This is a genomic window from Pseudomonas sp. R43(2017) (genome assembly GCF_002112345.1).
Taxonomy (GTDB): Bacteria; Pseudomonadota; Gammaproteobacteria; order Pseudomonadales; family Pseudomonadaceae; genus Aquipseudomonas; species Aquipseudomonas kribbensis.
The window spans coordinates 449,945-472,319 of sequence record NZ_NEHJ01000004.1; the positions used below are offsets into that span (position 1 = coordinate 449,945).

Sequence of the window (22,375 nt, forward strand, 5' to 3'; positions counted from 1 at the left end):
GGGCGACTAAACCCGGTCGCTGATTGGCAGCGACACGGATCAAGTTACGGGGCAACGCCAAGGCGCACAAGCCGGCGGATTCTGAGGGATTTGTAGGCAATGGCACAAGGCATCGTAGCCCGTTGTTACGACTTGCAGGACGCTGCCGGAAGGGGTTGTGGGAAGAGTTACCGCTTGTCGGGACTGTCAACTCTGACAGGTCTTTTTTTTTCGCCCGGGCATTAAAAAGAACGGAACAGGTACTCGGAAAGTCCAGATCAAAAGGAGTGTTCAGATGGCTGACGAAACCGACGACTCTTTGACTGCCCATGTAGCCCCGCACATTATCCCGACACTGAATGGCACGACTCAGACACTCCCTTTTTCCAGAGACCTGCAAGTTCCAGGAGGGGGCTTCACGAATCGGACCTGGAAGGTTCGTCTCTACAACGAATCAAGTCAGGTACATGAGCTTACGTATGGTGCGACACCTATTCCCGTCATCAGAGTAACGATTGACGCTACACACGGTTTACGCCAGGGACGTTGCCAGCTCCACGCCCAGTACCTGATTAATAACGGACCTTCGGATTGGGGGCAGTCCGGTTTTTTCACGGTAATCCTCCCGGTGCAAATTACCGCACCCGCACAAGGCTCCAATGTACAAAGGACGGTAACCATTTCGGGCACGGGGGCTTATCCAGGCGCAACAATAAAGATTCTGGTGAACGGGACCGTATATGGTTCTGGGTCTGCGACTTCCTCCAGCTGGAATGTTCAGGCAAGCAACCTCCCGATAGGCACAGCAATAAAAATCGTGGCCACTCAAACGCTCAATGGTGTAACCACAGCGGTTTCGCCCGAGCTGGTGGTGAACGTGCTGGACGACGTGAGGGAACCTGTCATAGAGTCCCCGAAAACAGGTGATGTCATCACCGTTCCCAAACCCACCATCTCCGGCACGGGCCATTCCGGCGCGACTATCCGCATCTACGAAGCTGGGAGCGATGCAATTCTCTATGGCTCGGGCAACGTCAGTAATGGCAGTTGGAGCATCGATCTGACGGAACCGTTGCCGAATCGTCGAATCACCCTCGTAGCCGGGCAAACGTTCAATAATGGGACCGTAAAGTGGTCCAATGAAGTTCCCGTCGACGTTCGGCTCAAACCCGGCACCCTGCTCATTGGCAACCCTCCAGCCAATACAATTGTGAACCGTACATTTGATATCAGCGGGACCGGAGGGACAGCGGGAGCCGATATCAAGGTCATGCTTGATCTTGAGGACTTGGAGGTTGGCACCACTCAGGCGCAAGGCGATATCTGGCGCGCGTCTGTCACTTTCCCGGCCAAAATCCAGCCAGGGGAGGTCCGTCTCGCTTGCGAGCAGAAACTCAACGGCATTCCTTCCGATCGAAGTCCGTATCGCCCGTTCAATCTAAGACCCGAGAGGATCACTTCACTGGCGGCGACGGTCGATGACGATGCAAAGGTCACCATTACAGGCACGGGAACAGTGGGAGCCACGCTGTACATTCACTATGTGGGCGATGATGCTCCATTGAAGACATTCACTGTGCCCAGCAATTCCTGGAGCATGGATTATCCTGACTGGTTACCCGGAGTTGCGCCATACAGAATCGGAGCCCGACAAAGCGTGGCCGGGTCTGATGGACAACCGATCTATTCGGACTGGGCAGACAGAGAAGGGACGTTCACCGTCAATGTACCTTTGCCGACGTTGACTTATCGCGTCAGCCCGGACGGCAATCCCACCTTTTCGGGGACGGGCAGAAACTGGCCAGGCCAGCCGGCGTCCACCATTGAAGTCCGTTTGAACAATACCAATGATCCCATCGTGCCGATTGTTGACGTGCAACCGAATCGTTCCTGGACGAGCGCGGCAGCGGCACGATGGGCGCCAGGTACTTATTTGGTGACTGCGCGGCAATCGTTCAAGGCAGTGTCGTCCACCTGGCTGCAGCCAACTGAAAGGGTGGTCATCTCCGCGCCCCCCGCCGTTATCGAAAAGGTCACCCCGGATGGTTTGTCTGCAAAGGTCGCCGGCCAATGCTGGCCGGGAGCGCAGTTGACAATCACGTTCAGCGACAATCCTGCCTCCCATACGGTCGCGGATACGGACAGGAACGGGCAATGGGATTTCCAGCGCTCCACGGCGTTTCGCCCTGGTCGGCACACAGTCACGGTCACGCAGACGTTCGGTGGGCAAACCTCCAGCCCGGTGTCCATGTCCTTTGAGATAGCGATGAGCGTACCGGTGATCACCCCGCCGCCCAATGGGCAAACGGATCACTTGCCGGAGCTACAGGGCACCGGTGGGATTGAAGGTGGCAAGATTCAAGTGTTTGACTTTGTGACTCTGGGTTTGCTGGGAGAGGCGACGGCAACAGGCGATGTCTGGTCGGTGAAGCTTCTGGAGCTCGACTACCGGGAGTACACCGTTTTCGCCATCCAGTCGCTGGACGAGTTGAAGTCACAGCGCAGTGCCTCGGTCACTTTCAAAGTGGTGTTGTTTGCGCCAAGGATCGATTTTCCAAAAAACAGAACATCGGTCCCCCGGACATTCACGGTAGAAGGCTATGCCCGAGCAGGAAAAGACTTCGACCGGACAGAGGTTGAGGTGTACCTCGACGGCGTTCCTTATCGTGTTTATCCGCATTTTGGCGATGGATATTTCAAACAAAATTTCACACGGCCATTGGGGCCATGCGTATTGAAAGCCAGGCAGTACTTCCAGGACCAGGAGTCGCCGTTTACTCAGGATGTACTGGTTACGATCGTTCCCGACAAGCCAATCGTTGAAACGCCAGCTGAAGGGGATGCTGTCGGACGGATTGCGATGATCTGCGGGTTCGGATACCCGAAAGATACGGTTGTGGTTGCCTTGCCTGATGGTACGGAGCTGGGGGAGGCCGAGGTCCAGGAGGACGGTACATGGTTTTGCCAGATAGTGTTCCCCGGGACCGGCACTGACCTTTCACTCGTCACCGAGCAGCGCAAGGGTGAATTCCGCTCGGGTTGGTCTGAACCCCAACGATTGCAGCGGCTTGCGGACCCACCCACTTTTGACGAACCGCCGGAGGGCAAGTGGGAAGGAGCAACACCCCAATTCGCAGGCGATGCTCTGGCGGGGTCGCGGGTTGATGTGCTCCCCTGGTACAACGCCGAGGAGAAACATGCCAACGCTCTTGTGACCGACGGAGGACGTTGGGCCGGCGCATCCGAACGAAATCTGCCTGCCGGCCCGCAATGGGCCCGTGCCGTGCAGGTCGTGGGTGGACAACGCTCCATACCCGCTGACAGCAAACGATTCGAAATAGCGCCATCAGACGAGCCGCCACGCCGTCATCCAACTCCCGAGTGATCCGACCAATGGTCGCGTCTACTGTCAGTTCTGACAGTAGACGCCGCCCGCTCAATGACGCCAAATCCTTTGCAGGCAACATGCGAAATGCGCCGTTCCTTCACTGGAAGCCGTTTCGGACCCAGGAGCATCAACATGAACCGCTCTCCCGCTCAAATCGCTCAGACGATGTTCACTCAAACGGTCGGTAAGCCCAAACGCTCGTCCACGACGGCACTGACACGCTTTTTCAAGGCGGGGGGATCGGTTGCCGTACTGGCGCAGAAAGGCGTCGACGGGTTGATGCACGATTTTGGCCTCGACCGGCAACAGGCCGGGGAGTTCCAGCGGCGGCTCAATGTGCTGTCGACCGTGGTATTGCGGCAGTACATCGAGCACCAGTTGACCGCCGGAGATGCCAGGGCTGTTGCACGTGCGGGGCTCAATAACGGTCCGACTTACGCCTTGTTGTTCAATCCGAACTTCGACGCTTTGTGCCCGCCGGGTGCGATCGAAGCCATTCATTCGCCTGCGGCGTATCTGACAGCCCTGTTGCATTGGGCGTTGCATCGGCTGGGCGTGACCGATGGCAAGGATCTTCCGCTGGTTGGCCGGCGTACGGACCTCGAAAAACTGTTGATCGATTTCAAGGCCGTCCATGGCGCGGTGTCGTCGGTGGAAGTGATCAGCAACATCATGGAGCGCTTCATCACCGCCACGCTGGGGTCCATTCAAAACCTCGACGAGGCGTTGAGCCAGAAAGCATTTCCTCGTGAATTACCCTTTCACTGGCCATGGGTCACGCTCGATCATGTACTGAAGGGGCATGGCGAGTCCGTGGGCAGCGTGGTGCGTCTGTGCGATTTGCAGTATCCGTACTTTCTTCGTTCGGCACCGTGGAGCGACAAGTCGGATGACGCCCTCGTTCAAGCTGCACGGTTGAGCCCACCACAACGGACAATCCTGACCGAGGCGAGTCATTTTCCAGCCGGGGAGGACGAGTTCTACCAGAAATACCTTGGTCTCAAGGACATTTCGGTGGGGAATCTGAGGCTCGTCGCCGTTTTCAATGAACGAACGAAACTGGATACGTCGGCGCTTGAGGCATTGCTTTCTATTGAAAGTTTTACTCCCTTTCTCTCCGAAAATGCGCCAGGTGTCGTCGCGGGCCCTGTAACAGGCAAGGACCATGGGTCTGTGTTTGTTAATGAGGCAAAGGCCCCGCCCATCAGCATCGTCAATACCGGAGTGGAACTGCTCAATCGTTTCGAGGATATGGGGCCCGATCGGGTTGACCGTGCCAATCGTATAGTGCGACTGACTGACTGGTTGCGTTTGGCCAGTCACGAGACCGATCGACTGATCGTTGCGGCCATGCTCGCTGAGGTGCCTCCGCCGACCCCCTCTCGTTACTGGATCACAGCCAATACTCTGCGAGCTCTCGGCCTGTTCCAGGAACTGCGGGAGGTCACTGGATGCTCTGCTGAAGACTTCGCCGCCTTTATCGGGCCGCTTTCCGTTTTCGGGCGCGGCACGGAGCGTTCCCAATACGACCGAATTTTCAACAGTGGTGCCGCCAGTTCTCGCTCATTGGTACTTGATGACCGATCCTTCCCGGTGATTCCCGTGACCGCTGCCGACCTGCTTACGGTCAAGCAATTGTGCGCAGGCCTGGGCATTGATCTGGAAACCTATTTTTACCTCGCCCACTTGATTGCCGCCGCTCACGGGCTGACTGAGCTCAAATGCAGCTTGCCGATCGTGTCCGGTTTTTATCGCATGGTCAGGCTGCCCCGGTTGCTGGGGATCACTCCCATCGAGGCGATTTTGTTGTTGAACCTTAACGGCGGTCAGTTCTGGGTGAATGCACTGGCCGGTGTGCCGCAGATCAACAACCGACAATCAGCCGATACGCCGGACGTACTGAGTGTCATACATGCCTTGATGGATTGCGTGCGATGGGCTCAGAGCGCGCAGTTACCGGTGCACTGGGTGGTGCAACAAGCAACGGTCTGGCCAGCGAACCGGGCGGATGAAAGACAACTTACGCTGTTCGATCAATGGCGTCGGCAGGCCCCGGTGACTCAGGTGACGGAAGATGTACTGAAAATGGCCGGTATCGAACCCTTGTCGAACAATCGCCTGTGGTTGCGGGCGTTGACGGCGTTGGTTGACGAGCGGGGCCTGATTCGTGATTTTGTTGAATCAGCGGATCAGACCTACGAAGCCCATGCCCGGGAAATGACGGAGCGGGCGGTGGTGTCGGAGACGGGAAGCCTTGATACAGGTCTGGTGGAGCTGATTCTGGCGGTCGTGCTGCGTTGCCGCGCCAGTCAGAACAATCTGGTGCAGGAAGGGCTGGCTGCCTATAGCGGTCTGAAGCCGGATCTGGTTCTGCAGGTGCTTGGCTGGTCCGGCGCCAATGTGCATTTCGTATTGGCTCAAGTGCTCGCGTTGCCGGAAACTTTCACGGACAGCGGTACTGTGCTGCGGCGGGAAGACCCGCAGAGCGATCCAGTTCTGCAGGTGTTGGCCGAGTTCTCGAGACGCGCCACGGTGGTCGCAAGGCTGGAGCTTGGCAGTGAATTCCTGACTCACTTCATCGGGACCGGGTATCGCCAGTGGCTCGGTTTGAAGTCGGTCGACGCATTCGACCTTGCAACCTTGTATTACCTGACAGTCTACAAACGTGCCCAGGGCATGAGCGATCAGCCGGAAACGAGGCTGGTTGATTATCTGCGCCGCATTAACGAGCTGCCGGCTGATCTGGGCAATCACGGTCTTGAGCAGGTTCAGGAGCGTGCCGCGAAGTGGCTTGCCGAGCTGTTCAACTGGAGTGTGGATGAGGTGCGCATTTGCGCCGCCCATGTGAACCCGTCGAAAGGCTTGGTCGTGACTCTGCAACAGCTCGATGTGCTGATCCGCATTCGCTTGTTTGCCAAAAAGACCGGTCAGAGTGCAAGGACACTCCTCGAGCTTGGGAAGCTGCCACCGGACAGCAAATATGCCGATTATGAGCATGTCGCAGACCTTGTCAGAGCCGGCCTGACGAGCACCACCGAACCGACCTATGCAGGTGATGTCATGGCCGTGGGGCTCGACGTGATCGTGCGCTGGACGACGGTACCGGATCCCGTCAGGTTGATCGCCAACAAACCGGGCGAATTTGCCGAATTTACCGTCACGGTAGAGAACCGCGAAGGCCTGGCGCGATTGAACGTCAATGTTCATTGCGCCACCACGCTGGGCCGGTTTGAACCTTCAATGATCACCACTGGAATCAACGGCACGGCGACGGTGAAATTTTTCCCGGGCAGCCGGATGGGTAGCGTCACTCCCGTTTTCTGGCTCGATCTGGGTGAGGAAACGCCCGCACCGAGGATCGAGATCGGGCCGGATATGGCCACACTCCATTTGAGATCCCAAAACCCTTTCCCCGTGCCCGACAGTACCGTGCTGATCGGAACGCCGGTGACCTACCGCGCCATCGTCCTGGACGACTACGACAACCCCATCGCAGGCGCGTCGGTGACCTGGAAGCTCGATCCGCTGCCTCAGGGTGAGATCAAGACGGTGACTGATGGGCAGGGAGGCACCGAGGTGACATTCACCAGTGCCGAGCCTCTGACCGTGAAGGTTAAAGCGACGGCTGAAAACTCGACGGCCGTTACGTTTCGCGATGTGAAGTTTGTCGCAGCCCTTCCTGCGCGCCGGCGAGTGTCAGCGCCCCGCAAGCAACGCAAACAGTGACAGGAGACGGAGATGCTCAACAAAACTTCAGGTGAATTGTCAGCCCTGCGTCGCAATGCGTTGATTGATTTCTGTCTTCACGCAAAGCATGAGAAGGCCAATCATCCCTTTCCGATGAATACCCAATCGGCGGATGACCTCTGGGAATGGCTGCGTTCCGACCCGCTGGACAGCGACGAGATTGAAACCTCGTGGGTGGCGGAGGCCGTGAGCTGTTTGCAGGCCTACATTCATGCGGTGTTCCAGAAGCTCGAACCGGGGTACGACGGGCGGGAGTTCGATTCTGACCTTCTGGAAGAATGGGACCTCGCTGGCAGTTACGGGCCGTGGTCTGCAAGCATGCTGCTGTTGTGCACACCGGAGGACTACATCACGCCTTATGTGCGCATTCGTAAAACCGGGTTGTTCAGGGAACTTGAAAGTTATGTGAGTCAGACCTCGATCACTGACGATTCGGTGCTCAAGGGCGCACAGCGCTACCTGCGCCGCTTTGAAGAAACGTGCAATCTGTATGTCATGACCGGTTATCTGGATGGTCCCAATCCGCTGGACACGCGTTATTACCTGGTGGGCAGACAACGCGTTGCACCTTATGGCTGGTTCTGGCGTGAGGCGAACATCGAACTCGCGGTCGGCTCGCCATCGGTTAACCCGACAGCCTGGCGAGAATGGAAACCTGCCGACATTCCCACTGATGACAATGTGCTGGATTGTCGGATGGTCTTTTGGGAAGGCCGCCCATGCATGGTCTGGGTCGTATGGCGCCCGGGCGTTTTCGATAACGAGGGTCAACTGCAAAGCCCCCATGAGCTGGAAGTCATGGTGGCGTTCATCGCACTGGACGACAGTTGGTCGCCCCCCATTCGCTTGCATCTGCTGCAGACCGACAAAGACGTATCGAAGGGGTGCCGGCTGGTCGCGGTGATTTTGCGTGACGAGATCGATACCTCGTATCCCAAGGGCAGGCTGGCGGTACATGTGACCAATGCCCAGCCCAAAATCGGCACGTCGTCAGCGCTGTCAGTCGCGATCTATGAAACCCGTGACTCGCTGTTTCGCAAAGTGAAGGACGAATCGGCGGTCATGGATTATCTGGCCAATCACTTGCTTGCCGAGCGCCGTACGCTTCAGCAAAAAATGCGGCCGCAGTTGTTTCCGGCCGTTGACAGTCAGATCACCAAAACTGGCAAGCTGGCCGAGTACCTGGGGATCAAGGCTTATATCGTGCGTAACAGCCCTACTGAGCACTCGCTCTGGGTTCAGGGGCATTGTGCTCATGTCTCGCGTGGTAATGGCACAGGGATAGATTTCACGCTGACCGTCAAGTCCTCCACCGGTAGCGACCCGCAGCCACTTACTGACAAGTACTCGTCCTCCGGCGGATGGGCAACGAAATGGCTGGAAATCCAGCGGTCGGCGTTCAGCAACAGCACGATCACCGTGACGCTGACAGGTGCCGCAGATTACGGTGAGCGAACCCTCGTCCTGACGGTCCCCGCCACGCTCGGTGATCATGGACCTCTGCCGTATATCCATGACACCGATGCGCAGGGCGCCCAGTTTCTGGCCTTCAACCAACCGTCCAATGTTCTCCAGCTGAAATACGTTCGGCTCAATACATTGATCGGTCACGAACTGGTGCTGCGTGCCAGTGTATCGATCTGGGCATTGCTTAACTGGGCGACGCAGTTTCCGAAGGAGCCGCCTTTGCCCGAGGGCCAGGTAGAGCCGAACGGCCCGTTCGATGGTGCCAATGGTCTGTTTTTCTGGGAGCTGTTTTTTCACTTGCCGCACCTGATTGCCGCCCGGCTACGTGACGAGAATCGTTTTGAAGCGGCTCAGCGCTGGCTGCATTTCATATTCGAGCCGCAGTCGCCCGCGAAGCCGGCGCAGGGTGATACTCCGGCAAGACCGCAATACTGGCATTGCCGGCCTCTGAACGTGAAAAAGCCCAACATTGCCTATGAGGTCTTCGCACCGGGAGATCCGGATGCCATTGCCTATTCTTCGCCATGGCATTACCAGACGGTGATTTTCCTCGACTACGTGAACAACCTCATTGCCTGGGGCGACTGGCTCTATCGCCAGATGACGCGAGACAGCCTGACGGCCGCCAAACTGCAGTATGTCCGGGCCCGATCGCTGATGGGCGCCAGGCCGGATACGCGTAGCGTCAATCGCTGGGTTGCAAAAGAACTCGGTGAACTCGTGGGAGAGATGCAGACCCGATCGGCCCTTGCGGATTTTGAAAAGACACTGCTGCTGCATGAGGAAAGTTTGCCGGTCAGGGCTGAGCGTACTCAGCATTTGGGTGTCTACGGTGCGCCTTCCTTCAAGATTCCGGTCAGTCCGCGTTTGTTGACGTTCTTTGACCTGCCTCATCAACGTATCGACAACATTCGTCATGGTCGGACAATCGACGGCAAGCTTGCATCCATCCCTCTTTTTACCGCCATGGATCCAAGTGAGTTGTTGAGCCGCCTGGCAGCCGGTAACGCGGGCCCGGTGCGACCGATGGGTGGGCAGTTGCGAGTGGCGGCCTATCGCTGGAACGTACTGTTCGATGCAGCGTTGCAGATGGTGCAGCACTTGCAGGAGCTGGGGAACGAAGTACAGCGTCTGCTTGAACATCAGGATCGTGTCCAGCAGGAGATGTTGCAGCAACGCCATTTGACTGAGCTTGGCGAATTCGCTCGTCGGGCACAGGAAGAATCCATTGCACGTGAGGTCGAGAGCCTTACGGCGCTGCAGCACAGCAGAACCATGGCCGAAGAGCGTGAGCTGCATTACGCCGACCTGTACGACAAACACATTTCTCCGGGCGAGTTCAAAGTCATGGAGCATATGGAAATTGCGTCGATCCTCGTTACTGTGGCCACCGGCTTTCACGCGGGGGCGGCGATCATCCATGCGTTTCCCAACATTTTCGGAATGGCCAATGGCGGTGCTCAGCCGGGTCACCTATTAAACGCCGCGGGGTTGGGTTTTCAGATAGGTGCAGACGCGCTGCGCTCCAATGCCGACAGGATGGCCACCTCCGAATTCTATCGTCGCCGCCGAGAAGAATGGCGGTTGCTGCGTAATCAGGCCACTACCGAAAAGAACGCGATCAGTGCCCAGATTGCGGGCCAGGAACGGGCCATCAATGCCGCGAGGATCAATCTGGAACACACCCTGGCCGTGAATAGCCAGGCGCTCAAAATGTTCGAGTTCCTGCAGACCCGGGCGACCAATCTGGAGCTTTACCAGTGGCTGATGGGGCAACTGCAGACGTTGCACTTTCAGGCGTATGACGCCGCTGTTGCACTGTGTCTGAGCGCTCAGACAGCCTTGCGGGCGGAAACCTGTGAGTTCGAGGCCTATCAACTGGACACCGATGTCTGGCGCGACCAGCGGCGCGGCTTGACGGCCGGCGCGACATTACAGGCTGGTCTGTTGCGAATGCGGTCGGAGTATTTGCAACGCCGGGAACGACGCCAGGAGATCGTCAAGACCGTATCGCTGCAACAGCTGTTCAATGATCCGGCAACCCGGCAAAAGGGTTTTGACAACTGGACTGATGCGCTGGAGCACTTGCTGGCAACGGGTTTACTGGATTTCGAGCTGATTCAGCTGCTGTTCGACCGCGACTACCACGATCACTACTGTCGCCAGATTTCTCGCGTTGAAGTCAATCTGCCGGTGCTCACCGGGCCTTTCGAAAATGTGGTGGCGAATCTGATACAGGTCGGCAGCTATATCGCCACAAAACCGTCGAGCGAATCGCTGGAGTATCTGCACTCCGGAGAAGGCGTGGCGCCGGTCGATGTGCTGATCAATCTGAGCAGCGGGCAGCAGGTTTCCCTGTCCTCCGGTTTGGACGACATGGGCATTGTCTCTCTCAGAGCTGACGAGGGCATGACGCTGCCGTTTGAAAACACCGGTGCCGTTTCGCGCTGGCGGATCGTGTTTCCCTGGCATTTGAAGCAAAAGCCGATGCTGTTATCGCTGACCGATATCGTGATCAAGGTGTTTTACAGCGCCAAGGTCGGGGATCTGGCTTTTTCCAGAAAAGTACAGGAACTGGTGAACGAGGCCGAGGGCAAGGTCGAGGCCAAGGGAGCGCAATCATGAGCGAAAGAAACATCGACACGGATCACAATTTCGTGAAGAACGGCAACATGACTGAGGGCTATGACCACTGGGACGATGTGTCCAATCCGGGCGGTGTCGGTATCCGGGACGACAGATGGGACGACACCATCGTATCGATCATGACACTGACTAACCGCGCGGCGGTTCGGCAAAGGATGATCGTGCCGACCGGACAGCTGGCGGAGGCCCGTTATAGCCTGCGTTTTCTTTACGAGAACACTTACCCTTCATCGGCCGGGCTAGTGGTGGTCAATAAAAGGGGCAGCCTGGAAAAGTTTGAAATCGAATTGCCGGCGAAGACTGTAGTGCAGGATGCCGATCCTTTGGCGATTGATCTGACCGAGATGCACAAGGATCTGCCGGACCGCCTGGGTTTACAGGCGGGTGATGAGCTGGAGATCAATATGAGCAGCCCGGCAAGGGCTGTGGGCGAACCCGGCTCTGTGGAAATTCGTCTGACGGGCCTGGAGATAAAGCTGAATCTTCCGGCGCTGAGGCTGTTGGCCGTTCTCAATGATGGCAAACGTTTCGACGCAGGCAACGCCCTGCCGATCTGCCTGGGTGCTACCGGGGATCAAAGTCACAGGGTTTCGTTTGAGGTTGATCCGCAGAGTGTCTGGAAAAATCTCGAGGCCAGCCTGTGGCTTGAAGATAACCCGCAGGAGGCCGTTACCGCTGAGCCCGAGTTGGGAAAATCCCAGCTCATCGGTCTGGACTGGCTGCTGGATTGTCCAGAGCCGTCAGGCAAAGAATCTTATGAACTGAAGGCGAAGATTTACAGCAAATACTCGGCGCCAGCGTATTCGCTGTTGGTTTCCTGGGGGCATCATCGTTTGGAGCTGCTCGCGCTCAAACAGGCCGTGACGTACCCGGTCATCGAGTACAACCAGTCGGTGGAGCTGCAGGTTCAGTCCAGGTCCTTCTATACCCACGCACCGGTAGCGAGTGAGGTGGTCTGGCGGATTGAGGGTAAGGCGGGGACGGTTCTGCACCGGGCATCCACCGATGCTCAAGGTCGTGCGACGTACCAGTACACGCCAACCGAAGAGGGGGTGAGCAGGGTTATCGCCTCGGTTGCCAGTCTTTTGTCCGACAATGGTGAAGCGACGCATACCTTCGAGATTCAGGCATTCGCGATTGACCCGTTCAAAACCTTGCAGGCTCGGTTCGATGGCGGGGCACCGGCCTTCTGGGGGGCGAAAACCCGCTATCCGGAGCGCGGTGAGTCTTTTCCCGTCAATCTGGACATTCCGGCGGATCACCCGCTGAGTGACGCTACATTTTTCCTGAAGTGGGGGAACGGGGATTTACCTGCGGATGTAGGGGCGACTTCTGTCCCGGATTTTGAAGATCAAGTGCCTGTTGTTGGCGGTTCAGTCCTTTGGAACACGCGCTTTGAGGACAAGCGCGACGGCGCGTTTGAGTGGAATCTTGGTTGTTCCAGGTTGCAGCATTTATCCCGTAGCAATGCCATCTCGCTGGCTTACAACAGAGTCGAGATCGGCGACATCTGGGGGCCGAACAAATCCCCGGTGGTGGACGAAGGTGATGCCGTTACGTGCATGGTGAATGTGCAAAGGCGCGACAGACAGCCTGTCGGCAATGTCGAGGTCGAGTTTGATACACCGACCGGTACGGTCAAATCCCTCACGGGCGTGGATGGCTGGGCAAGTGTGGATCACCCGCCGGCCATTGGCGGTGATTACGGCATCGTTGCGCGAGTACAGCGCCACGAGGATGCTCCAGTGGAGGAGCATTCATTCGCCGTCAAGGCATTGCCCACCAGCGCATGGAAAGGACAGGTCAACTTCTCTCTGGACGGAAAACCGGTCGATCGGTTGGTTCAGGGCGTGGTCTGCCGACGTGGCAAAGCGCACAAGTTGCGTATTGACCCCGTTGCGGGCAGCAGTTTTATCGGCAAGTCGATTGCATTGGACTGGAATGCGGATACGCCTCCTTTACCGAGTCTCCAGCTGAGTCCGGCAGCCGGTGTTGCCCGGGAGATGAGCAATTCCGGTCTTGAGTGGGACATCAGCTCAGGCTCTGACAAGAGTGGGTTTTCGACCCTGGCGTTCAGCAGTTCTCATTTGCCGGAAACGCGCGAGTTTCCATTGCGGCTGCTGGCCGCCGATCTCGCCAGTGAGGCCCGTCCGATGCTTGATCATGTTTCGGCCGAGCCGGGTAAAGACACGCTTTACCCCTGCCTTTGGGCTACCCACAAATCCGCACTTATGCCAAACGGGGTCAGTGCGTTGCACGGACTGACGGTGAAATCCGCCATTTCACCGATTCCACCTGGTCTGGTGATCGATCCCCCGCTGTCAACCGATCTTGTCATGACGGCGGGGGGCGCACGCAGGGAACTGGACTTCACCAACAGCACAGCCGATGTCGAGATGACTCAGACCACTACCATCATGATCGATGGAGAGTCGCTGACGGCGCAGATCCAATTGAAATTGGGTCATAACAAACTCAAGATTCTGGCCGCGCGCGGTCCTGCCATTGATCCCGTCATGAGCAAGGGCGAGCGTGCCCGCGTGGAGTTTCGCTTGGGCTCGGCGTTCAATGATCAGCCAGTCGAGGGAGCAGAAATCGCGGTGCAGACCGGGAGTGCCGGGCCGGTTTCCTTGCGCACAGACGCCGATGGCTGGGCGCGGCACGATGCCCTGCCGAGTCAGGCAGGTGTAAACCCCGTCACTGCTCTCGTCACTAATCCTTACGATGGTTCAACGGCCGAACGCGGTGCCGAGGTCAATGCATTGGCAATGGATCCGTGGCTGGATCTGAGTGTTGCCCTCAATGAGTCAGATAAGTACGTGTGGGCAGAAAAGGCATTTTTTCCGAGGCGCGGCGAGGACTTCGGATTTCGCGTCTTTGCCAAGGATGGAAGTACCTTGCTTGATCAGGAGCTGGCGCTTGGTCTGGTCAGTCCAGGTCCGGGCGAAGTTGGGCTTGAGTTCAACCGGGGGCTGGGTGAGTTCCACTTGCTTGATGAGCAGGGGCTGGATTTTCAGTTCAAGGATGGAGATGTGAAGGACGCCAGTGTTTCCTTGCAGTTGGCTGCCTCTCGCTTGCTGGAGCGATCTCCGGTTCAGCACATGTCTTTGGGGAGTCGAGCCCTTGTCGCCCGGATTGCCTCGACCATTAGTGCTCTTGAGGTTGTAAATTGGGGAGCAACAGTGAGCGCTGAAGTCTCCGTAACTCATGCGTTGACCGGCAACGCCATGAGAGGTTTGCCGATCCGATGGGAGCTGTCGGAGCAGGAAACGAGGGTGACGGCCACCAACCATCGAGGTGTCGCGCGGATCAGTTTTGTTCCAAAGGTTGTGGGGCCAGGTATCGTCACCGCTACTGTTATAGGCGGTGCTGATGGGGCCTCAGTCAACATTCACTATTCTATGAGCGAACCGTGCCGGATCGAAGAGTTGGTCATTGATACGATGAGCGGATTTCCGGGGCAGAAAGTGTCAGCCCGCGCCCGGGTGATATCGGCCATTACCGACAAGGCACTACCGGATGTTGAGGTGCATTGGCGGCAGGGGAATCGGGTGCTGCCGTCTACGTTCACCGATGTACAGGGCAATGCAATGATTGATCTCTGGCTCGTGCCTGGCGATGTCAGATTTACCGCCTCGGTAAGCAGTGGCCTGGTCGGTAGAAACGTGCAATCACTCATACTGTCGGCGCCGCTGGATGAGCTGGTCGTTGCAGAGTTGACCAGTGAAAAGACGACAATCTGGTTGAGCGAGACGATGACCGTAGAAGCCCGTGTGCTCTATGCGCAACAGGGAAGTGTTGCATCAGGGGTTCCGGTAGTCTGGGGGTGGCCAGGTTTGCCGCCGCGCACATCCATGACCAATGAAAATGGAATCGCGCAGGTGACGGTGGTTCCTCCGATGGTCGGTCGGTATCTGATGGGCGCCTATGTCCGGGAAAACTCTCTTGGATCAAAGACATTGGGTTATGAGGTTCTGGATCCACTGGACTCTCCTGACCATGCGGATATCGAATCGGTGACTGCTTCGATCAGTCCGGTGCTTGTTAACACATTCACCACAATAACCGCGCTGATCGTGGCAACCAGGTCCCGACAACCCATGGTGAACAGGAAGATCTTCGTTTCCAGAAATGGGCAGGCAAGCCAGGAGGCACGCACTGACAGTCAGGGCAAGTACTCGCATGCCTGGTCACCGACTTCAACCTCCGAGCAGGTTTCTCTTCGGGTCATGCTGGAAAACCCCGGCGGTAGTTCGGTCACCAAGGAGGTAACTGTGCCTGTTGTGGATCGCTGATCCGGCAGTCACAGGGCCTCGCTTTTTTTCCAGGCCAGATATCGTGTCACCAACTCGGCTCCCAGTTCCGAGGGCCGTGCATTGATGATTGGTACTCCGTGAGTCCTCAACTGCTCATGGAGTCTTGTCTTGTCATTTAAGTAGTCCACCGTTGCGCAATAGGCCAATGCATCCGTCAGCGATTGGACCGGAGTCAGTCGCACGTCTCCGAGCCTGACTTCGTACAGGCTTGCGACGAGTACGCGATGTTGCTTGCCCAGTTGAGTCATGGCAGTCAGCAGTTCTTCGTCATCCTCATCCCGCAAATTGGTCACCAACACCACCAGCGCCCGACGCCTCTGCCTCGCCAGCAACTGATTCACCGCCGCCGGATAATCTGCCGAACGTTGCGTGCTCTCCAGATCGTAAACACCGTTGAGCAGCACCTTGAGCTGCCCCGCACCTTTGACCGGCGCAATAAACCGCGGCTGATCACTGGCAAAGGTCATCAGTCCCACCGCATCCCCCTGCCGCAACGCCACATAACTCAACAGCAAACACGCATTCAACGCATGATCAAAATGCGACAGCTCCCCATCCTGACTGCGCATCTGTCGCCCGCAATCGAGCATGAAGATGATCTGCTGATCCCGCTCGTCTTCGTACTCCCGGGCAATCGGTGTGCGATGGCGGGCGGTGGCTTTCCAGTCGATCTGGCGCAGGCTGTCGCCTTCGCGAAACTCCCGCAACTGATGGAATTCCATCCCCTGGCCACGGCGTTGGCGCTGGCGTACGCCAAGCTGGCTGAGCCAGTTGTCCACCGCCAGCAACTGGCCGCCGTAGAGGCGGGCGAAGTCGGGGTAGACGCGGGTGTGGTCGGTGAGGTTCAGCAGGCGTTTGCCGGACCACAGGCCGAAGGGACTCGGCAGGTTGAGTTCGCAGGTGCCAAAGGTGAAGTGGCCGCGTTTGAGCGGGCGCAGGCGATAGCCGATCAGGCTGCGCTGGCCGGGTTGCAGCTCGGTGTCGAGTGGCAGGTTTTCAAAGCTCAGGCCATCGGGTACGTGGTCGAAGAGTTGAATGGTCAGTGGCTGCTCGAAATCGTGTTCGACTTCCAGCCGGATTTCACTCCAGCGACCTAATGCCAGGCTGCCGGGCATCTGTCGTTGCACGCGGGGCGAGGGCAGGCGCCTGAGGCGCAGCGCGTCCAGCAGGCTCAGCGCAAACAGCGCCAGCAGCAATCCCCAGTTGATCGACAACAGGCTCGATGGCACCTCGACGTCCAGCGCCTGCAACGTGCCCAGCACTATGCCGATGGCCAGCAGGATCGCCAGCCAGATCAACAGCAGGCGCGAGGGTTTCACAGGCGCGGCGCCGGTACTTGGTCGAGCAGTTGTTGAAGGACTTGATCGACTTGCAGCCCTTCGATATCCAGCTCCGGTGCGAGGCGCACGCGATGGCGCAACACCGCCAGTGCGCAACCCTTGATGTCGTCGGGAATCACGAATTCGCCGCCGCGCAACAGGGCCCTGGCGCGGGCGCAACGCACAAGTGCAATGGAGGCGCGTGGCCCGGCGCCGAGGCTCAGCCCCGGCCAGGTGCGTGTGCTGCGAGCGAGGCGCACGGCGTAGTCGAGCACCTGATCGTCCAGCGGCAGATCGCTGGCGATGCGTTGCAGGGCCTGCACGTCCTTGGCCTGCAACACCGTGCGCAGCGGCTGCACATCGAGCATGTCGGCGCGGGTCGAGCGGCTGACCTGGCGCACCATGTCCAGCTCCTGATCGGCGTCGGGGTAATCCATGCGCACCTTGAGCATGAAGCGGTCGAGCTCGGCTTCGGGCAGGGGGTAAGTGCCTTCCTGTTCGATCGGGTTTTGCGTGGCTAGCACCATGAACGGCTGGGCAATCGGCAGGGCGCGGCCTTCGAGGGTGACCTGACGTTCCTGCATCGCTTCGAGCAGTGCGGCTTGGGTCTTGGCCGGGGCGCGGTTGATCTCGTCGGCCAGCAGCAGGTTGGTGAACAGCGGGCCTTTGCGCAGTTTGAATTGTTCGGTTTGCAGGTCGTAGACCGCGTGGCCGGTGACGTCGCTGGGCATCAGGTCCGGGGTGAACTGGATGCGCGCGAACTCGCCGCCGAAGCATTTGGCCAGGGCGCGTACCAGCAGGGTTTTGCCGAGGCCGGGAACGCCTTCGAGCAGCACATGGCCGCCGGCGATCAGTGCGGTCAGCACGTCGTCGATCACCGGGTTCTGGCCGATCAGCGCCTTCTGCAATTCACCGCGTACCGCTTGGGCCAACTGACTGGCTCGGTGGCGTTGCTGGGCCGCGTGGCTGGGCGAGCCGGGTTCGATGTGTTCGGTCATAGCGAGTTCCTCAAGGCTTGCAGGTGGGCGACCTGACGGCAGAATTCGGCGCTGGACATACGCCGCTTCGGTGCCGGGCTCAGGGCCTGGCTGATGGCACGGGTCGGCTGGCGGGTCAGGCGTGACAGGGCCAGCCACTGTTCGGCGACGTTCAGTTGGTCGAAACCGGGGTGACGATGACGGGCGCGGCGCAAGACGTCCTGCTGCAAGGCTTGCAGCAAGGTCTGTTGACCGTTGTGACGCAGAATGAAATCGGCACTGGCGCGCAGGTGTTCCATCAACTGACGACGACCGCTCGGGGCAGGAGCCTGCACCGGCCCGTGACGCACGCCGACATGCCACAGCCACAGACCGATCAGCGCCAACAGGGCGACGATGGCCTGCGGGAAATAGCGCCAGAGCAAGGTCAGCAAACCGTCGTGTTCGGTGTTGTACAGCAGCGTCACGGCGGTGTCGGCGCTCAGGTACCAGAGCAGCCAGGCATTGTCGTGTCGGGCGATGGCCGGGGTTTTCCACAGTTCGGCATCGGTGACCACAGTGATCGTGCCGACGCCGTAGGGCAGTTGCATCATGTGCGTGGCGCGGGCGCTGTTGGCCCAGGCCTGGGCGAGGTTTTTCGGGTCGTCGAGGTGGAACGCGGTGTCGAACCCGGCGTAGGCGGGCGCGTCTTCGTCTTCCAGATAGAGCTTGGTCAGATTGGGCCAGGGATCGTCGTCGGCATCCGGCGGCGGGTCTTTCAGATCCTTGCTCAGGGACTGATGCAGCTGCACGCGGTCGAGCAGCAGGTCGTTGCTCTGGCCGGTCTTTTCATCCCACAGCGACTCGGCGACGAACACCAGTCGTCCGCCGGCCCGGGCCCAGTTCAAGACCTGATCGACCTGACGCGGCGTCATTTTTGAACGGTCGTTGAACAGCAGCAGCGTGTGTCGTCGAGGATCGATTTCGGGCAGCACGGCGAGGCTCTCGGCATGGTCGACGGTTATCCCGTGACTGCGTAGAAACATCTCCGCTGCCAGATAAGGATTGGCTTGCGCGGCGGGGGAAGGGCCGTGATCGACCACGGCCTGGTAAGGCGTGGCCTTTTGGTACAGATAAACGCCCAGCACACCCAACAAGGCAACAATCAATGCGCCGATCAGCCAGAGTGCGCGCCGGTTCAACGGGCAGCTCCATGGCCGAACAGGGACCGCCAGCCATCACACAGTTCCTGTTGCAGATGCGCCGCCGGTATGCGATGCCCGTAGGCCATGTTCTGCCAGTGGCCGGTGAGATGACGGCTGTAGGCGAGCAGGTCGGGACGCTGCAAATGTTCGATCCGCGCCAGTACTTCGCTTTCGGTGTCGGCCGGTTTCAGGGGCAGGTTGAAGTCGTGCAGCAGGTGACTGAGCAGCGCCCGATACAACAGACCGAGCGCCGCTCGGGGCTGGGTCTGCCAGAGCTGTTCGGCGCTGGCGGCGATGTCGTCGGGCAGGGTTTCCTTGCTCAGGTCGAGGCCGAAGGCTTGTTGTGGCACGGGGCGTTTTATCCGCTCGGGCAATCGCGGGCGACGGCTGACGAACGTTTGCAGAAACTCGCGGTAGCGCCAGATCAACCATCCGAGCGCCCCGATCACCACGGCCCACAGCAACACTTCAATCGCCTTGGCCAGCCCGTTGAGGTGTTGACCATTGAGCCAGCCCAGCAGGGTTTTCAGCCATTGTGGGGCTTTGCTGTCCTTGGACTTTTCGGTGGTGGCAGGATCTTCGCCGAAGCGATAACGGGTGACGGTTTCCTTGTTCTTGAACGGCGGTTGTTCCAGCAAGGTCTTGATGCTGTCGCGGGATGCCTGGCTGGTCAGTGGCTGATTCAGGAGTCGGGGCGCATCCGGGGCGGTGGCAGGGTCGGCGGCCCATACCGAGGGCATTCCCGGCAGCAGCAGACAGATCACCAGCAGCAAACCGAGTGCGCTGCTGTTCAGTCGTTGGCGCAAGCGGCGGAACACCAGTTCGATGTCCCAGGCTTCGAGCACAGTGCGTCGGTTCAGGTAAAGGCTGAAACCGCAGGCGACGTAGACCGGTTCCCAGATCACCAGTATCAGGGCATAGAAAGCATTGGTCAGGTGCTCGAGCCAGCGCCATTGGTGGTCGGCGGCGAAGATCAGGCTTTGCCAGTCCCAATCGGTTTCGACCTGTTGCGGCAGGAGTAAATAGAACAGCACCATCAGGCCGATCCACAGCGCCGTTTCCAGATGGACGCCGATGATCGTCAGCCACTGGGCCGCGCCGGCATTGCGCTGCAGCAGCACTCGCAAACGCTGCTGGCGTGCAAGGCCGCCCAGGCTTTCGAGTTGCACCACCGGCATCAGGAAACTGCGGCTGAAGCTCAGGCGTCGCCAGGTCAGACTCGCCAGCAGTTGAGGTTTGAGCAGTTTTGGCCATTGGTGCAATGCCTGTTTCAGCGTGGGCGTTTCGCCGAACAGGGCTTTGGACAGGATGTACAGCGGCAAGCGTTCGTACGCCGGTTTCAGCCACCAGAAGATGAACACCGCGAGCGACGGCGAATCCCACAGCAACAGGCTCAGAACAGCAAACAACGGAAGGGTGACGATGGCCCAACTGGTCATCAACAGACGCCGGTGCTGCTGGCTCATGCGCACGCCCAGGTCCATGGCTTCCCAGGTGCTGCGCGGGCGGATCACCACGGTGGCGTCACTCAGGCGCATGGCGGGTCCTTCCGGCGAACAGCAGATATGTCGCCACGCAGAGCCAGAGCCCGGCACCGACCAGGTATTTGGTCTGCGGCGTGACCCCGGTGCGTGACGACCAGTACGCCTCGATAAACGCGGCGATCAACAGGAACAGCATCACCCCGCAGATCAGCAAAACACTCTGGCGCGCGGCATGTCTCAAGGCCTCGCCGCGTGTCAGGCGACCCGGCGCGATCAACGCCCAACCCAGTTTCAGTCCCGCCGCCCCGGCCAGGGCAATGGCCGTGAGTTCGAATGCACCGTGCCCGATGACGAAGGACCAGAAGGTCTGGCTGTAGCCGATTTCACTCAGGTGCCCGGCCACGGTGCCGATGATCAAGCCGTTGTAAAACAGGAAAAACGCGCTGCCCACCCCCAGCAGCAAACCGCTGGCGAAGGTCTGAAAGGCAATGCCGATGTTGTGCATGATGTAGTAGCCGAACATCACCCAGTCTTCGCTGGCGGCGCGTTCGGCAGAGCGCCCGAGGTGGCCGGCGGCGGGGTCGTACATGCTCTGCATCTCGCGCACCTGATCGGCGGGAATCAGGTTGTAGACCAGCTCCGGGTACAGGTACACCAGCAATCCGAAACCGATCAGGCTGCCGAAGAACAGCAGCCCGGCGGCCAGCACGAAGCGCCATTCAGCGCGTACCAGCCGTGGAAATCCGGCCAGGATGAAGCCCAGCAGGTTGGCGCCGAGCTGACTGCGATGACGGTAAAGCTGTTGGTGGCCGCGCAGCACCAACTGTTGCAAGGAGTCGACGAGGAAACTGCTGTAGCCACGCTCCTGTGCCAGGGCCAGATGCTGGCAGAGTCGCCGGTAGGCCTTGGGAAATTCAGCCACCTGCGAAGTGTCCTTGCCGCGCTCCAGACGTTCGAGGGCGAGGGTGAAGCGCTCCCATTCGGCCTTGTGGCGGGTTTCGAAAAGGCTTTGCTTCATGTCGGCCCCAACAGGCCACGGGCGATGCCGTTGAGTTCACCGACGGCTTTCGGCGCGCTGATGTGCAGCGGCTGGGCGAGCAGTGCAGCGAGCTCATTGACCCGCGCCGTCGACAGTTCACCCTGACGCTCGGCGAAAGCGAGCAGGGCCCGTTGTTCCGTCAGGGTCAGCGGGATCGGTGAGCGGCGAGGTTCGGCATCGGGCAACTGAGGGCGCTTGAGCGGGCGTTCGCTGTAGATCACCAGCGTGCCGGCAGCGATGTCGCCGAGGCGTTTGAAGGTCGGGTGTTGCAGGCAACTGATGGCGCCAAGGAAATAGCCGAACGGCATCAGGTCAACGAAACGCAGCAGATTACGCAGCAAGGAGGCCGACCAGCCCACCGGCGTGCCATCGTCGTGCACCACCCGCAGGCCCATCCATTGCTTGCCCGGCGAGCGGCCCTGACGCAGCACTTCGAACAGCACCATGTACCACCAGCTCACCGCGAACAGCAGCAGCGATCCCAGGCCAATGCCGAGTTTGCCGAGCAGCGCCAGCAACATGAACAGCAGCCCCAGGATCAGCCCGCGCAAAACCAAGTCGATGGTGAACGCCACGGCACGCACCATCAGGCCGGCGGGACGCAGCGGCAGGTCGATGCCTTCCGGCGTTTCGACCTGGTGCCGTGTGTCCAGCGGCGGGGCCAGCGTTGCTTTCCTTGGCGGTGCTGTGGTCTCGAGCATGGGTTACCTGATGTTGCCGGATCGGGATGCGAGTGAATCCGATGCTAGCAGCCTCTCGGGGGAAAACGACATAACTATGTCATTCACATCGTTCAACCAAAGGTGACTGAATGATGCGGTGCTGGCCG

Annotated in this window: 10 protein-coding genes; 4 read left to right on the forward strand and 6 right to left on the reverse strand. The window is 59.0% G+C overall.

From position 1 onward, the window contains the following. The first annotated feature begins 274 nt into the window (after positions 1–274). The 4 genes from CAG02_RS14010 to CAG02_RS14025 all read left to right on the forward strand — a co-directional run bounded on the left by CAG02_RS14010 (position 275) and on the right by CAG02_RS14025 (position 15,522). A complete protein-coding gene (locus tag CAG02_RS14010) occupies positions 275–3,364 on the forward strand; it encodes an Ig-like domain-containing protein (RefSeq protein WP_085709594.1) in 3,090 nt (1,029 codons plus the stop codon). Between the two features lie 135 nt (positions 3,365–3,499). Beyond that, entirely contained in the window at positions 3,500–7,093 is a 3,594-nt protein-coding gene (locus CAG02_RS14015) for a Tc toxin subunit A (RefSeq protein ID WP_170931598.1), read from the forward strand. Positions 7,094–7,105: 12 nt separating this feature from the next. After that, on the forward strand, positions 7,106–11,206 hold the full coding sequence (locus CAG02_RS14020; RefSeq protein WP_085709596.1) for a neuraminidase-like domain-containing protein: 4,101 nt from the start codon (positions 7,106–7,108) through the stop codon (positions 11,204–11,206). Further along, positions 11,203–15,522, forward strand: a complete 4,320-nt coding sequence (locus CAG02_RS14025; protein WP_085709597.1) for a hypothetical protein — start codon at positions 11,203–11,205, stop codon at positions 15,520–15,522. Before CAG02_RS14020 ends, CAG02_RS14025 begins: the two co-directional genes overlap by 4 nt. 8 nt (positions 15,523–15,530) lie before the next feature. Here CAG02_RS14025 and CAG02_RS14030 read toward each other — a convergent pair whose 3' ends face one another. From CAG02_RS14030 to CAG02_RS14055, 6 genes are read right to left on the reverse strand one after another with little or no spacing between them, the layout of a single operon-like run. Further along, positions 15,531–16,862 (reverse strand): DUF58 domain-containing protein, encoded by a 1,332-nt coding sequence (locus CAG02_RS14030; RefSeq protein ID WP_085709598.1) that lies wholly within the window; start codon positions 16,860–16,862, stop codon positions 15,531–15,533. Continuing rightward, entirely contained in the window at positions 16,859–17,860 is a 1,002-nt protein-coding gene (locus tag CAG02_RS14035) for a MoxR family ATPase (RefSeq protein ID WP_085709599.1), read from the reverse strand. The genes CAG02_RS14030 and CAG02_RS14035 overlap by 4 nt, the downstream gene beginning before the upstream one ends. Beyond that, positions 17,857–19,020 (reverse strand): DUF4350 domain-containing protein, encoded by a 1,164-nt coding sequence (locus CAG02_RS14040; RefSeq protein WP_085709600.1) that lies wholly within the window; start codon positions 19,018–19,020, stop codon positions 17,857–17,859. The genes CAG02_RS14035 and CAG02_RS14040 overlap by 4 nt, the downstream gene beginning before the upstream one ends. Further along, the gene (locus CAG02_RS14045; RefSeq protein ID WP_085709601.1) at positions 19,017–20,561 is read right to left on the reverse strand and encodes a DUF4129 domain-containing protein; all 1,545 of its coding nucleotides are present in this window, start codon (positions 20,559–20,561) and stop codon (positions 19,017–19,019) included. Before CAG02_RS14045 ends, CAG02_RS14040 begins: the two co-directional genes overlap by 4 nt. Beyond that, positions 20,548–21,525 carry a stage II sporulation protein M gene (locus CAG02_RS14050; RefSeq protein WP_085709602.1) on the reverse strand — a complete coding sequence of 326 codons (978 nt, stop codon included), beginning with the start codon at positions 21,523–21,525 and terminating at the stop codon, positions 20,548–20,550. The genes CAG02_RS14045 and CAG02_RS14050 overlap by 14 nt, the downstream gene beginning before the upstream one ends. After that, positions 21,522–22,247 carry an RDD family protein gene (locus CAG02_RS14055; RefSeq protein ID WP_085709603.1) on the reverse strand — a complete coding sequence of 242 codons (726 nt, stop codon included), beginning with the start codon at positions 22,245–22,247 and terminating at the stop codon, positions 21,522–21,524. Before CAG02_RS14055 ends, CAG02_RS14050 begins: the two co-directional genes overlap by 4 nt. Positions 22,248–22,375: the final 128 nt, after the last annotated feature.